This window comes from Klebsiella sp. K5-306 (assembly GCF_051835185.1).
Taxonomy (GTDB): Bacteria; Pseudomonadota; Gammaproteobacteria; order Enterobacterales; family Enterobacteriaceae; genus Klebsiella; species Klebsiella oxytoca.
Genome location: NZ_JAIFJY010000007.1, coordinates 61,458 through 74,162, shown reverse-complemented (window position 1 = coordinate 74,162; position 12,705 = coordinate 61,458). Strand labels below are relative to the sequence as shown.

Sequence of the window (12,705 nt, the reverse complement as noted above, 5' to 3'; positions counted from 1 at the left end):
CTGCCTTCTCGACTTATTCCATACTCTTACACAGCGAGCAAATCGCCCCCTGATGTTTATGCGAATGCATCACGTCAGGACGTTCGTACTCTTCCCGGCAGCTCAGGCAGCGGTAAACGGTGATCGACGCATTACCCTGCGCATCGTAGCGCGGCTCGGCGATACCGTCATCGTGCTGTTTAATGTAATAGCGCCCGCGGGTGGCGATTCCCATGACCGGCGTCATCACGAACGCTACCGCCAGCGCGATCAGCGGCGAGAACGGTGCCAGCGTTTCGCCCAACAGGCCGAAGAAGGCGCTAATCGAAAGGCCTGCCGCGAGGGCAAAAGAGACTACGCCTACCGGGTTGACGTTGTAGATCATCCCGCGGCGATACTCCGGCTGCGCCGGCGCCAGCTTCAGCACCCCTTTATTGACGGTGATATCGGTGGCGACCACCACCACCCAGGCGATGGCAAAGTTAGAATAGAAGCCAAGGATCCACGCCAGAGCGCTAAACATGTCGCCCTCCATCAGGGCGAGAGCAATCGTCAGGTTGACGATGACGAAAATAATTCTCCCCGGATAACGTTTGGTGGTGCGCGTCCAGGCGCTGGTCCACGCCAGCGAGCCGGAATAGGCGTTAGTGACGTTTATTTTTATCTGCGAGATAACCACCAGCACCACCGCGAGGGTGAGCGCCAGCCAGCCAGGGACCAGGTTATCGAAGACGCTGACGAACTGCTGTACCGGTTCGGTGTTGTGCACCGCCGGGAAGCGGGTCAGCAGATAGAACCCGAGAAAAGCGCCGATAATCTGTTTAATCGCACCTAACACGACCCAGCCCGGACCGGCGGAGAACACCGCCAGCCACCAGCTTTTGCTGTTTTCTGCGGTCTTCGGCGGCATAAAGCGCAGGTAGTCGATCTGCTCGCCAATCTGCATGATCAGCGACAGGCATACCCCCGCGCCGAGCATAATGGCGGTTAAATCTACCGTTGAGGCGTTGTTTTTACCGGCGAAGTTCATAAAGCCGTCCACCAGATCCGGGTCTTTGGCGATAAGCCACGCCACCGGAACCACCATCAGGACCAGCCACAGCGGCGTCGTCCAGACCTGAAGGCGAGTCAGCGCCTTCATGCCGTAGACCACCAGCGGCAATACCATCAGGGTGGCGATGAGGTAGCCCATCCACAGCGGGATCCCTAAGCCCACCAGCAGCCCCTGCGCCATAATCGAGCCTTCGAGGGCGAAAAAGATAAAGGTAAATCCGGCAAAGATAATGCTGGTGATCACCGAGCCAAAGTAGCCGAAACCGGCGCTGCGGGTGATTAAGTCGAGGTCGATGTTATAGCGCGCGGCGGTAATCGCCAGCGGAATACCGGTAAGAAAAATAACCAGTGCCGCCAGCAGGATCGCGTAAATCGCATTGGTGGTACCCCAGGCCATGCCGATGCTGGCGCCGATAGAAAAGTCGGCCAGGTAGGCGATACCGCCTAATGCCGTCACCGCGACAACCCCTGGTCCCCAGCGGCGAAAGCTCAGCGGGGCATAGCGAAGCGTATAGTCTTCCAGCGTTTCTTTGGAGCCGGAGGCACTGGTTTGCGCAGGTAAATCAGTTTTTATATCCAGTGATGACATAGTCATTCCTTAATGGTTGGGCATGACTGGAATTAGCAAACCTTATGCCACATCGCAGGGCAGGCGCTGTCAGGGCTTCATGAAGGGGATGGCTAAAGAGAGGGCAGGGTATGCACCATCCCGACATCTTTGCGTCGGGATGGTGCAGAGGTTATTTGCCGAGCATACCTTTGTCTTCGATAAAGGCGATGATATTTTGCAGGCCGTCGCCGCTTTTCAGGTTGGTGAAGCTCCACGGACGTTCGCCGCGCATGCGCAGGGTATCGCGCTCCATCACTTCCAGAGACGCGCCCACGTACGGTGCAAGATCGGTTTTGTTGATCACCAGGAAGTCGGATTTGGTGATCCCCGGCCCGCCTTTGCGCGGGATCTTTTCTCCTTCCGCCACGTCGATGACGTAGATGGTGAGATCCGCCAGCTCCGGGCTAAAGGTCGCGCTCAGGTTATCGCCGCCGCTTTCCACAAAGATCAGATCGAGATTGCCGAATTTCTCGCTTAGCGCTTCCACTGCGGCCAGGTTCATCGATGCGTCTTCGCGAATGGCGGTATGCGGGCAGCCGCCGGTTTCGACGCCGACAATTCGCTCTGGCTCCAGGGCGCCGGCTTCGGTGAGAATGCGCTGATCTTCTTTGGTGTAGATATCGTTGGTCACCACCGCCAGCTGCCAGGTGTCGCGCATGGCTTTGCAGAGGGCTTCCAGCAGCGCGGTTTTTCCGGAGCCGACCGGGCCGCCGACGCCGACGCGCAGCGGTTGCTTAATTATGTTCATATCTTCTCCTAAGAACGGAATAATCGGGAATACTGGGTTTCGTGCCGCGAGGAAGCGATAGCCGCAAGCGGCGTCGCCGAACCGATTGCGCAATCCGGGGCCGCAAGGGCGCTGTCCATGTCCGCCGCATAGCGGTCGCACAGGCGCAGAATCAACTGCTGGGCCGCCTGCTGGCCGAAGGGCACCAGCTTGACGCCCGCCATCACCGCGCTTTCAATCCAGCTATAGCCAAGGCTCAGGGCCAGGTCAGTAATGGCTATTTGCCAGCGTACGCCAAGCCACGCCATACCGGTTAACTGGCTTTGCTGACACAGCTTGCGCCACTCGGGCGGGCAGTCCGGCTGCCAGTCGGCCAGCAGCCGGGTGAAGGCTGCGCCGCGGTTGCGCTCTTCATCGCGCAGCTCGCGGGTTTCCCGGCAGGCGAGCAGATAAGCGGTCCAGCGCCGGGCACAGTCCAGATCGCCCGCTTCGCAGGCCCGGTAGAGCCGGGCAAACAGCGGCAGGTCGACGGTAAAAAAGCTCTGCTCCATCTGCCGCAGCTGCCAGCGCTCAAAGGCGGCGGTATCCGTTACCCAGCCCGCTTCCACCGCCCACTCCAGCCCCTGGGACCAGCTGTAGCCGCCAACCGGGAGGCTGCTGCTGGCAAGCTGCATCAGCCGCAGACGTTTTTCCGGCGTCGGCATTTAGTGGCTGTGCTCGTGATTGTGATGATGATGATGGCCGTGCGACTCGCTGGCGTAGGCGCCGGCTTCCGGTTCAAACGGCAGATGCGCGAAATCCACGGCCAGGCCAAACTGGCGCAGCATATCGTCCAGGACGTGGTCGTGATGGTAGCGCAGCTCGCCGGGCATAATCTGCAGCGGGACATGGCGATTGCCGAGGTGATAGCAGGCTTTCGCCAGCATAAAAGGATCCTCGCAGCGCACGACCGAAACGGCTTCATCGGCGGCAATCACTTCAATGAATTCGCTGCCGTTTTCGTTACTGAGAATATCGCCGCCGCGCAGCAGCAGACCGCGCGGCAGCAGCAGGCCCGCCTGACGGCCATCGTTGAGGGTGACTTTAATACGGCTTTTTACCCGCACGTCAATCGGCAGGGTAACGCTGGCCGTGGCCTGCGCCGGGGTCTCTACCCGCTGGGTCAAATAAAGCATTTGCGCTCCTTAAAACAGGAAATAACGTTGCGCCATGGGTAACACGTCCGCCGGTTCGCTGGTTATCAGTTCGCCGTCGATGCGCACCTCGTAGGTTTGTGAATCCACGGTAATATTGGGCAACAGGCCGTTGTGGTGCATATCGGCTTTTTGTACCGTGCGGCAGCCTTTAACCACCGCCGTCGCGCTGTGCAGGTTCAGCCGTTCAGCGACGCCGTTTTCCGCCGCCGCCTGCGACAGGAAGGTCAAACGGCAGCGGTGACGAGCGCTGCCCAGCGCGCCGAACATCGGGCGATAGTGCACCGGCTGCGGCGTCGGGATAGATGCGTTGATGTCGCCCATCGGCGCCATGGCGATCATGCCGCCTTTGACGATCGTCGCCGGTTTTACGCCGAAGAATGCCGGGGACCACAGCACCAGATCCGCCAGTTTCCCCACTTCAATCGAACCGACTTCATGGGCGATACCGTGGGTTAACGCCGGATTAATGGTGTATTTGGCGATATAGCGCTTCACGCGGAAGTTATCGTTATCGCCGCTCTCTTCCGCCAGCGGGCCGCGCTGAACTTTCATCCGGTGCGCCACCTGCCAGGTACGTAACACCACTTCGCCGACGCGACCCATGGCCTGCGAATCGGACGAGGTAAGGGAGAAGGCGCCCAGGTCGTGCAGGACGTCTTCCGCGGCGATGGTTTCCCGCCGAATGCGCGATTCGGCAAACGCCACGTCCTCGGCGATATCCGGGTCGAGATGATGGCAAACCATCAGCATGTCCAGATGCTCGTCAATGGTGTTGACGGTGTAGGGCAGCGTCGGATTAGTCGACGAGGGCAGAATATTGGGGTGTGCGCAGGCGGTAATAATATCTGGCGCATGGCCGCCGCCCGCGCCTTCGGTATGGAAAGTATGGATAGTGCGCCCGCCGATGGCCGCCAGGGTATCCTCAACGAATCCCGACTCGTTAAGGGTATCGCTGTGCAGCGCAACCTGAACGTCCATTTCGTCGGCTACGGTCAGCGCGCAGTTGATTGCCGCTGGCGTCGCGCCCCAGTCTTCGTGAATTTTCAGGCCGATAACCCCGGCCGCGACCTGCTCACGCAGCGCATCCGGATTCGAGCCATTACCTTTACCCAGCAGGCCGACATTGACCGGCAGGCTGTCCGCAGCCTGCAGCATCCGCGAGATGTACCACGGACCCGGGGTGCAGGTCGTGGCGTGGGTACCCGCCGCCGGGCCGGTCCCGCCGCCGATCATGGTGGTGACGCCGGAGACCAGCGCTTCTTCCGCCTGCTGCGGGCAGATCCAGTGAATATGCGTATCGACGCCGCCGGCGGTGACGATCTTGCCTTCTGCGGCAATAATTTCCGTGGCCGCGCCGATCGGGATCGTGACGTTGGGTTGAATATCCGGGTTGCCGGCTTTGCCGATGGCGAAGATCCTTCCATCTTTGACGCCGATATCGGCTTTAACGATCCCCCAGTAATCGACGATCAGGGCATTAGTCAGCACCAGATCCGCGCACCCGGCAGAAAGCATCTGCCCCTGTCCCATACCGTCGCGGATCACTTTACCGCCGCCGAATTTGACCTCTTCGCCGTAGGTGGTCAAATCATCTTCGACCTCGATCCACAGCTCGGTGTCCGCCAGACGAACTTTATCGCCGGTGGTGGGGCCGAACATGTCGGCATAGGCTTGACGTGAAATCTCACTCATCATTTGCCTCCAGCTCACCCATTATTTCGCCGCGAAAACCGTGCACGACGCGGGCTCCGGCCAGCGCTACCAGCTCCACCTCGCGCTTTTGGCCCGGCTCGAAGCGCACTGCGGTTCCGGCCGCGATATTGAGACGGTAGCCCGTTGCCTGCTGGCGATCGAACTTCAGCGCCGGGTTGACCTCGGCGAAGTGATAATGGGAGCCGACCTGAATCGGCCGGTCGCCGTGATTTTCAACGATAATGCAGCAGGTAGCCCGGCCAACGTTAAGCGCTATCTGGCCCGGTTTAACCTGATATTCTCCTGGGATCATCGCGCTACCTCAGATTATCGGGTTATGGACGGTAACCAGCTTCGAACCGTCCGGAAAGGTGGCTTCGACCTGGATATCGGGGATCATTTCCGGTACGCCTTCCATGACCTGCTCGCGGCTCAGGACGTGGCGCCCTTCTTCCATTAGCTCTGCGACGCTTCTGCCGTCGCGCGCGCCCTCCATAATAAAAGCGCTAATCAGGGCCACGGATTCGGGATAGTTGAGCTTCAGGCCGCGGGCCAGGCGACGCTCCGCCACCAGCGCAGCGGTAAACAGCAACAGTTTGTCTTTTTCTCTGGGTGTCAGTTCCATAGCGTTCTCTTAAGTCAGCCAGATTCGGGGGAGTACCGGAGATTTGCCGGTCAGGTGCGGGCGCATAAACTGCCAGATATCGCGCATCGCCCGCTGGCAACGCAGATTATCGTCACTTAAAAAGCGTACCGTCAGCAGGCCGTCGGTGAGCGTGGCGCCGGCATAGTTTGCCAGCGGCGTAAGTTTTTCGCGTACGCCTTCCAGCAGCGTCTCGTTCGCCGGGTAGAACAGCATTGTTCCCACCCATGGCTGCTGCGCGATGCAGGCCAGCTCTCCATCGGCCAGGTTCAGGCGCTCAATCAGCAGCGGAGAGCCGTCGACCCACACCTCCAGTCGGTTGGCGAGCGCGCCGTGGCTAAAGGTTTCGCCGATGACCGGACGGCCAAGACATAGCAGGTCCCAGGCCAGCAGCGTGCTGGAGGAGGAGAGGTGAAACGCAGTATGCAAAGCGGCGTGAGCGCCGGGAAAGAAAATGGCATCCTGCGGCAACCACTCGAGCGTTGCGTTATCGCCCAGCGTCAGGGTTTGCAGAAGCCGCGCCTGCGCGCCGCTGCTGCGATAAAACTTGCTGGCGCCGGGCATGGTGATCAGCGTATGGCAATCGGACTCAATCGTGGCGCTGATGGTGAGTTCATCGCCGCCGACGATACCGCCGGGCGGATGAAGCAGATAGAGGTGGCAGGTCTCTTCTTCGGGATAAAACGGACGCTGAACGGTGAGTGGACCGACATGACGACGGGAGGCGAGCGTTGTTTTCCCGCCGAGAAGCTGAAAGCGGAGGTCCAGCGTGGCCTGCCAGCCTTTTTTATTCTGTGGTAACACCGTGCCGTGCAATGTCGCGCCCCTGCAAAATCAAGATAAAACAGCAGCGAAGAGTATTGATCGGGGGCCAACCATCCCGGTCATATGAAAAGCTTATGCCCGTCATACTTCGAGCCGCAGCCGCGTTGGCTACGGGCTACTCGGCCCATCCATGGGCCTCGCCCTGGCGGGCCGTCGCAAGCGACGTTCAAATCTGCTCCCGGCAGATTTGTCGTTCGCCCGAATCACTGACTGGAGTAAGTTCATCGGGACTCACTCACCGCCTTGCCGCGAAGTTGCGTCGAAGCAAAGGTTATTTCTGCTCCGGCGTTTTTTTCTTCTTTTTGAACCGGGTCCAGATGCGGGTTTCCTGACGCCGCCACAGACGCTGAATGTTGTCGTGATGGCGCAGCAGAATCAGGCATGAGAGCATCGAAACCGGGAAAGTATACTGCGGTTTGAACCACCAGACATAGAATGGCGCGATCAGCGCGCTGACGATCGCCCCCAGCGAGGAGTAGCCGCTGAGCAGAATCGTGAGCAGCCAGGTTCCGGCCATCACGCCGGTGAGATCCCAGCCGATAGGGGCGATGGCACCGAAAGCGGTCGCCACGCCTTTACCGCCGCGAAAGTTAAAAAATACCGGCCAGATATGGCCTACGCAGGCGGCAATGGCCACCAGACCGAGCCAGAACGGCGTCAGGCCTAGCGCCCACGCTCCCCAGACCGGCAGCATGCCTTTCAGTACGTCAAAAATAAGCACCGCTACGGCTGCGCCCTTGCCGCCAATTCGCAGGACGTTAGTCGCCCCTGGATTGCCGGAGCCGCTGTCGCGAGGGTCGGGAAGGCCAGCGAGGCGGCAAACGAGAATGGCGCTGGAGATTGAGCCGCAGAGGTAGGCGAGGATAACCAGTCCAGGCGCGATTGCACTCATCAGCTGTTCCATTTTGAAAGTGTCGTTTTATCCCCGGTGCGCTGCGCGTTATCCGCGCATTGGCTCGCAGAGACCCATAGCGATGCTATGCTCCTGGGGCCTTGCCGCGTCGCTCTCTTCCTGCAACGCAAATTATTTAGGGGATGTCTTTGCATCTGTGGATAATACGCATAATTGGCCGGAAGTGGTATCCGGTTTAGCCAAAAAGCAGGCAGGTCGTGATGGATATTGTATTTATAGAGCAACTTTCGGTAATCACCACTATTGGTGTTTATGACTGGGAACAAACCATTGAACAGAAGCTGGTGTTCGATATCGAAATGGCGTGGGATAACCGCAAAGCGGCGGCCAGCGATGATGTCAGCGATTGTCTCAGCTATGCTGATATCAGCGAGGCGGTCATCAACCACGTTGAAGGCGGGCGCTTTGCGCTGGTCGAGCGCGTGGCGGAAGAGATTGCTGACCTGCTGCTGGAAAAGTTTCAATCTCCATGGGTGCGTATTAAAGTCAGCAAGCCTGGCGCGGTAGCCCGGGCGGCCAACGTTGGCGTCGTGATTGAACGTGGCCTTAATCTGAAACAAAACTTTTCAGGTCATACTCGTTAAACAAATTGTGTTTATACCGGTCATAGAATCCGACCATCAGGCTATTTTATTTGCCGTTTTGTCCCCGGGAAGCGCCCGAAAGCCGCGCGTACAACCTGTACGCTCCCGTTTCTGCGCGCTGTCCGTGGCCAATATTGAAGCCTGATAGCCTGGTTATTCGTTTCTGGTTTTTTCATATTACTTTTTAAAGGGTTTAATTGGATGAGCGATATACACTCGCTGCTGGTGGCGGCAATATTGGGTGTGGTTGAAGGTTTGACCGAGTTTTTACCTGTTTCCAGTACTGGTCATATGATTATTGTCGGTCATCTGCTGGGTTTTGAAGGCGATACCGCAAATACGTTTGAAGTAGTGATTCAGCTTGGTTCCATTCTTGCCGTTGTTGTGATGTTCTGGCGTCGTCTGTTCGGCCTTATCGGTATTCATTTCGGCAAAAAGCCCGAGCATGAAGGCCAGGGCAGCGGTCGCCTGTCGCTTATCCATATTCTCTTGGGGATGATCCCGGCGGTAGTGCTGGGGCTGATTTTCCACGATACCATCAAGTCTCTGTTTAACCCGATAAACGTGATGTACGCGCTGATTGTCGGCGGCGTGCTGCTGATCGCAGCGGAAGTGCTGAAGCCAAAACAGCCCCGCGCGGTGGGCATTGATGATATGACCTATCGTCAGGCGTTCGTGATCGGCTGTTTCCAGTGTCTGGCGCTGTGGCCGGGCTTCTCGCGTTCCGGGGCGACAATTTCCGGCGGGATGCTGATGGGCGTAAGCCGCTATGCGGCCTCTGAGTTCTCATTCCTGCTGGCGGTGCCGATGATGATGGGCGCGACCGTACTGGATATGTACAAAAGTATTGGTTTCCTCAACGCCAGCGATATTCCGATGTTTGCCGTCGGTTTTATCACGGCGTTTATCGTCGCGCTGATTGCGATTAAAACCTTCCTGCAGCTGATTAAACGTATTTCGTTTATCCCGTTTGCCATCTATCGCTTTATCGTCGCGGCAGCGGTGTACGTGGTCTTCTTCTAAGCGCCAGCCCTCAGTCCTGCGGCTGGGGGCAACGCTTTTCTTTCCAGCGGGCGACGGCCTGAATCCGCCGACGCGTCAGCTCTTCACGAATCTCAATTCCCTGAAACCCTTCCGCAACGACCTCTTTTGTTGAGACCGCTCGGGCAACGTCCCATGCTTCCAGCAGCAGGCGACCCTGAGGGTAATCGCAGGCCTCAAAACCGGTGCGCCCGCGCACGTCGGCTTCACTGGTCAAGGCGATTTGCCTGACCCGCTGCGGCTTGCGCCAGGCATCAATATTATCGAACAGCTTGACCAGCGTTTTTGGCTGCAGCATGGGCAGGGTGTGAATCAGATCGTGAAATTCGGCGACCAGCTTTGCCAGATCGCGCAGCTCGTTGGGTACCCGCAGACGGGCGCAGAGCTGTTCGACCAGCTTTACGCCAGCCGGGCCGTGACCATGATGACGCGGCCAGAGCTCTTTTGGCGTCAGTCCTTTCCCGAGGTCGTGGCACAGGGTAGCGAAACGTACGTCGATTTCGGGTGACAGCATCGCCGCCATGGTGACGGTCATCAGGGTGTGCAGGCCGGTGTCGATTTCCGGGTGCCATTTAGCCGGAGCCGGTACGCCGTAAAGGGCGTCGACTTCCGGGAACAGCACCTTGAGCGCGCGGCAGTCGCGTAAGGTCTGGAAGAAGACCTGCGGGTTGCGGGTGGTAAGGGCGCTTTCCGTCTCTTTCCATACCCGCTCCGGCGTGAGATGCGCAAGCTCACCGGCATCGGCCATTGCGCGCATCAGCGCCATGGTTTCATCGGCGATACGAAACCCCAGATGCGCGTAGCGGGCGGCAAAACGCGCCACGCGCAGAACGCGTAGCGGATCCTCGCTAAAGGCGGGCGAGACGTGGCGCAGCAGGCGCTGGCGTAAATCAGACTGGCCGCCGTAGGGATCGATAATCTGACCGTCGGCGTCCTGGGCCAGCGCATTGATCGTCAGATCGCGGCGCAGCAGGTCTTGCTCAAGGGTAACGTCAGCGGCGGCATAGCAGGTAAAACCGGTGTAACCGGAACCGGACTTGCGCTCGGTGCGCGCCAGGGCATATTCTTCGCGGCTTTGCGGATGAAGGAACACGGGAAAATCACGGCCTACCTGCTGGTAGCCCGCGTCAAGGAGTTGCTGAGGCGTGGCGCCAACCACGACCCAATCTTTGTCTTTAACCGGTAGCCTTAATAACGCATCTCGTACTGCACCACCGACCAGATAAACCTTCACGCCTTACTCTCCCGTCTTCATTTTCTTACGATGATACGTAAGTCTGGCAGAGAAGACGAATTAGTTCATCCAACGGTCTTTGCGTTTGCGGCTCGGTACCAGGTGCGGCAATACCAGTCCCAGAATCAGGCCGACGCCCAGCACGCCGCCGCCGTACATAAACCACTGCATGATAATGGTGCGCTGTTTGTCATCAAGCTGCAGATTTGCGGCATTCACCTTCTTCTGCGCGACAACCAGCTCATTTTTCAGCTTTTGATTCTCTTCTTTCAGGCCGTTGATGACGGCATCGCTACCGGCGACTTTCTTCTGCATGTCCGCCGTGCGCTGGTTCCAGGTGGTATCAATGTTATTCAGTTTATCGGTCAGGGTTTTGACCTGGTTTTCCAGATCCGGCACGCGAGTGCGCAGGCTGGGCTCGTTGCTCAGCTCTTTCAAGGGGATCCAGGCGGTACGGCCGCTGCTGTCGCGCACCTGAGCATAGTTAGTGCTGTCGTTAGTTTGCAGCACTGCGACTTCTTCGCCGGCGTTGATGGTGCCCACAAGGCGATAGTTATCGCCCGGACCGCTGCGCACCCAGGTATTCAGTTCATCTGAAACGTAACGTTTTTCTTCCGCGTGAACCGCCGTGGCGGCGCTCAGCGCCAGCAAAGTCAATGTAATAAGGCGTAATTTTGGCATCAGGTCATCGTTTGGTCATAAAAAGTTGAACGATAGTAGTGGCATCGCCGAAGCGACGCAAAGTTTTCCGCCACAATCGGAATCATCCATCAGGTGGCCCGGCAAAATGCGCATTGCATGGCGATTCGCCGCAAAATACTATTTACTGACAAGAAATATCGTTGTTAGTTCGCCGCAATTTCCCGGCACAGCATATAAGCGGAAGAATTCAGTCATGGCTCAAGAAATCGAATTAAAGTTTATCGTTGATCAGAATGGCGTTGACGCGCTGCGTCAGCACCTCAATACGCTGGAGGCAAAGCACACGCCCGCGGGTCAATTACTGAATATTTACTATGAAACGGCGGATAACTGGCTGCGCCGCCACGACATGGGGCTGCGCGTTCGCGGCGACCAGGGGCGCTATGAGATGACGCTGAAAATCGCCGGGCGCGTCGTCGGCGGTCTGCATCAGCGTCCGGAATATAACATTCCGCTGGAAAGCCCTGAGCTGGCGCTGGAAAAGCTTCCGGCTGAAGTCTGGCCGCAGGGTGAACTGCCGGCGGAGCTTGCTGAGAACGTACAGCCGCTTTTCAGCACCGATTTTGAGCGTGAGCGATGGGTGGTCAAAGAAGGCGACAGCGAAATTGAAATCGCACTCGATCGCGGCGAAGTCAAAGCCGGCGAGCATCAGGAACCCATTTGCGAGCTGGAGCTGGAGCTTCTGTCCGGTAATACGCAGGATATTCTGACCCTTGCCCGCGGCCTGCTGGATACCGGCGTACTGCGTCAGGGAAGCCTGAGCAAAGCGGCGCGAGGTTATCATCTGGCGCAGGGCAACGAAGAACGCCCGCTGACCGCGTTAACGATCCTTCGCGTCGCGCCGAAAGCAAGCGTCGAACAGGGGCTGGAGGCGGCGCTGGAAAGCGCGCTGGCGCACTGGCTATATCATGATGAAGTCCTCAATCGCGGCAATGCGAAAGCGAAAGCGGAGATTTTGCACGCTATCGCCCGCGTGCGGCACGCGCTGGTACTGTTTGGCGGTATTGTCCCGCGCAAGGCCACCACGCTGCTGCGTGAACGTTTGAGCGAAGCCGAGGCGGCGCTGGCGGAAGCCGAAACGACCCAGGCGGCGCTTTTCAGCGTGGCGACCGTCAGAGCGAAGCTGGCGCTCACCGATCTGCTGGTTAACCGCGGCTGGCGTCCTTTCCTGAACGCAGCCGGAGAGCAGAAAATTGCCGGATCGTTTAAACGCTTTGCGGATATTCAGCTCTCCAGGGCGGCGGCGGAGCTGAAAAACGCTTTTCGTCAGCCGTCCGCTGACGGTTATGCCGATCAGCTTCCGCGTCTGACCCGCGAAATTGACACCGTTCAGCTGTTATCCGGCGCCTATGCCGATGCTGCCGCGCCGTGGCTGGAAAACTGGCAAGAAACCCGCCGGGCGATTGCGCATAATGACAGCAGCGTTATCGAATATTTTCGTCGCCAGGCGCTGGCCGCAGAGCCGTTCTGGCTGCATAGTGGAAAACGATAATTTCAGGCCAGGGA

Annotated in this window: 14 protein-coding genes and 1 pseudogene; 4 read left to right on the top strand and 11 right to left on the bottom strand. The window is 58.3% G+C overall.

What is annotated here, in order from left to right; all coding sequences use genetic code 11:
• Positions 1-13 precede the first annotated feature (13 nt).
• The 8 genes from K2184_RS12870 to K2184_RS12835 all read right to left on the bottom strand — a co-directional run bounded on the left by K2184_RS12870 (position 14) and on the right by K2184_RS12835 (position 6,716).
• Positions 14-1,621, bottom strand: a complete 1,608-nt coding sequence (locus K2184_RS12870; RefSeq protein ID WP_025105908.1) for a purine-cytosine permease family protein — start codon at positions 1,619-1,621, stop codon at positions 14-16.
• Positions 1,622-1,772: 151 nt separating this feature from the next.
• A complete protein-coding gene (gene ureG / locus K2184_RS12865; protein ID WP_032729229.1) occupies positions 1,773-2,390 on the bottom strand; it encodes an urease accessory protein UreG in 618 nt (205 codons plus the stop codon).
• Positions 2,391-2,398: 8 nt separating this feature from the next.
• The gene (locus K2184_RS12860) at positions 2,399-3,073 is read right to left on the bottom strand and encodes an urease accessory protein UreF (RefSeq protein WP_032729230.1); all 675 of its coding nucleotides are present in this window, start codon (positions 3,071-3,073) and stop codon (positions 2,399-2,401) included.
• Positions 3,074-3,544: an urease accessory protein UreE gene (ureE, locus tag K2184_RS12855; RefSeq protein WP_004105893.1), complete on the bottom strand. Its 471-nt coding sequence runs from the start codon at positions 3,542-3,544 to the stop codon at positions 3,074-3,076.
• A gap of 9 nt (positions 3,545-3,553) precedes the next feature.
• On the bottom strand, positions 3,554-5,257 hold the full coding sequence (gene ureC / locus K2184_RS12850) for an urease subunit alpha (protein ID WP_016808009.1): 1,704 nt from the start codon (positions 5,255-5,257) through the stop codon (positions 3,554-3,556).
• Positions 5,250-5,570: an urease subunit beta gene (locus K2184_RS12845; RefSeq protein WP_004105889.1), complete on the bottom strand. Its 321-nt coding sequence runs from the start codon at positions 5,568-5,570 to the stop codon at positions 5,250-5,252. Before K2184_RS12845 ends, ureC begins: the two co-directional genes overlap by 8 nt.
• Before the next feature lie 9 nt (positions 5,571-5,579).
• Positions 5,580-5,882 (bottom strand): urease subunit gamma, encoded by a 303-nt coding sequence (locus K2184_RS12840; protein WP_004105887.1) that lies wholly within the window; start codon positions 5,880-5,882, stop codon positions 5,580-5,582.
• Between the two features lie 9 nt (positions 5,883-5,891).
• Positions 5,892-6,716: an urease accessory protein UreD gene (locus K2184_RS12835; protein WP_004115638.1), complete on the bottom strand. Its 825-nt coding sequence runs from the start codon at positions 6,714-6,716 to the stop codon at positions 5,892-5,894.
• On the opposite strand from K2184_RS12835, the pseudogene K2184_RS12830 reads away from it, so the two are divergent.
• Positions 6,706-6,789 (top strand): annotated as a pseudogene (locus K2184_RS12830) (short-chain dehydrogenase); the annotation flags it as partial. The gene K2184_RS12835 and the pseudogene K2184_RS12830 sit on opposite strands and share 11 nt — an antisense overlap.
• 207 nt (positions 6,790-6,996) lie before the next feature.
• Here K2184_RS12830 and plsY read toward each other — a convergent pair.
• Positions 6,997-7,617, bottom strand: coding sequence for a glycerol-3-phosphate 1-O-acyltransferase PlsY (gene plsY, locus K2184_RS12825; protein WP_004105883.1), 621 nt, complete (start codon positions 7,615-7,617; stop codon positions 6,997-6,999).
• Positions 7,618-7,838: 221 nt separating this feature from the next.
• Here plsY and folB point away from each other — a divergent pair, with 221 nt between their 5' ends.
• Positions 7,839-8,222: a bifunctional dihydroneopterin aldolase/7,8-dihydroneopterin epimerase gene (gene folB / locus K2184_RS12820; RefSeq protein ID WP_004105881.1), complete on the top strand. Its 384-nt coding sequence runs from the start codon at positions 7,839-7,841 to the stop codon at positions 8,220-8,222.
• A 201-nt stretch (positions 8,223-8,423) separates the two neighbouring features.
• A complete protein-coding gene (bacA, locus tag K2184_RS12815; protein ID WP_004105879.1) occupies positions 8,424-9,245 on the top strand; it encodes an undecaprenyl-diphosphate phosphatase in 822 nt (273 codons plus the stop codon).
• A gap of 10 nt (positions 9,246-9,255) precedes the next feature.
• On the opposite strand, the gene K2184_RS12810 is transcribed toward bacA, so the two are convergent.
• Positions 9,256-10,497, bottom strand: coding sequence for a multifunctional CCA addition/repair protein (locus K2184_RS12810; RefSeq protein ID WP_004105877.1), 1,242 nt, complete (start codon positions 10,495-10,497; stop codon positions 9,256-9,258).
• A 60-nt stretch (positions 10,498-10,557) separates the two neighbouring features.
• Positions 10,558-11,178, bottom strand: coding sequence for a TIGR04211 family SH3 domain-containing protein (locus K2184_RS12805; RefSeq protein ID WP_004105876.1), 621 nt, complete (start codon positions 11,176-11,178; stop codon positions 10,558-10,560).
• Positions 11,179-11,392: 214 nt separating this feature from the next.
• Between K2184_RS12805 and K2184_RS12800 the strand changes: the two genes are divergently transcribed.
• Positions 11,393-12,691, top strand: coding sequence for a CYTH domain-containing protein (locus K2184_RS12800; protein ID WP_049593629.1), 1,299 nt, complete (start codon positions 11,393-11,395; stop codon positions 12,689-12,691).
• The last annotated feature ends 14 nt before the right edge of the window (positions 12,692-12,705 follow it).

Excerpts from the sequence above, each read along its gene's own strand:
- K2184_RS12805 (WP_004105876.1), bottom strand. The coding sequence starts at position 11,178 with ATGCCAAAATTACGCCTTATTACATTGACTTTGCTGGCGCTGAGCGCC.
- K2184_RS12860 (WP_032729230.1), bottom strand. The coding sequence starts at position 3,073 with ATGCCGACGCCGGAAAAACGTCTGCGGCTGATGCAGCTTGCCAGCAGC.
- K2184_RS12800 (WP_049593629.1), top strand. The coding sequence starts at position 11,393 with ATGGCTCAAGAAATCGAATTAAAGTTTATCGTTGATCAGAATGGCGTT.
- folB (WP_004105881.1), top strand. The coding sequence starts at position 7,839 with ATGGATATTGTATTTATAGAGCAACTTTCGGTAATCACCACTATTGGT.
- ureG (WP_032729229.1), bottom strand. The coding sequence starts at position 2,390 with ATGAACATAATTAAGCAACCGCTGCGCGTCGGCGTCGGCGGCCCGGTC.
- ureE (WP_004105893.1), bottom strand. The coding sequence starts at position 3,544 with ATGCTTTATTTGACCCAGCGGGTAGAGACCCCGGCGCAGGCCACGGCC.
- K2184_RS12840 (WP_004105887.1), bottom strand. The coding sequence starts at position 5,882 with ATGGAACTGACACCCAGAGAAAAAGACAAACTGTTGCTGTTTACCGCT.
- bacA (WP_004105879.1), top strand. The coding sequence starts at position 8,424 with ATGAGCGATATACACTCGCTGCTGGTGGCGGCAATATTGGGTGTGGTT.
- K2184_RS12870 (WP_025105908.1), bottom strand. The coding sequence starts at position 1,621 with ATGTCATCACTGGATATAAAAACTGATTTACCTGCGCAAACCAGTGCC.
- plsY (WP_004105883.1), bottom strand. The coding sequence starts at position 7,617 with ATGAGTGCAATCGCGCCTGGACTGGTTATCCTCGCCTACCTCTGCGGC.
- K2184_RS12845 (WP_004105889.1), bottom strand. The coding sequence starts at position 5,570 with ATGATCCCAGGAGAATATCAGGTTAAACCGGGCCAGATAGCGCTTAAC.
- ureC (WP_016808009.1), bottom strand. The coding sequence starts at position 5,257 with ATGAGTGAGATTTCACGTCAAGCCTATGCCGACATGTTCGGCCCCACC.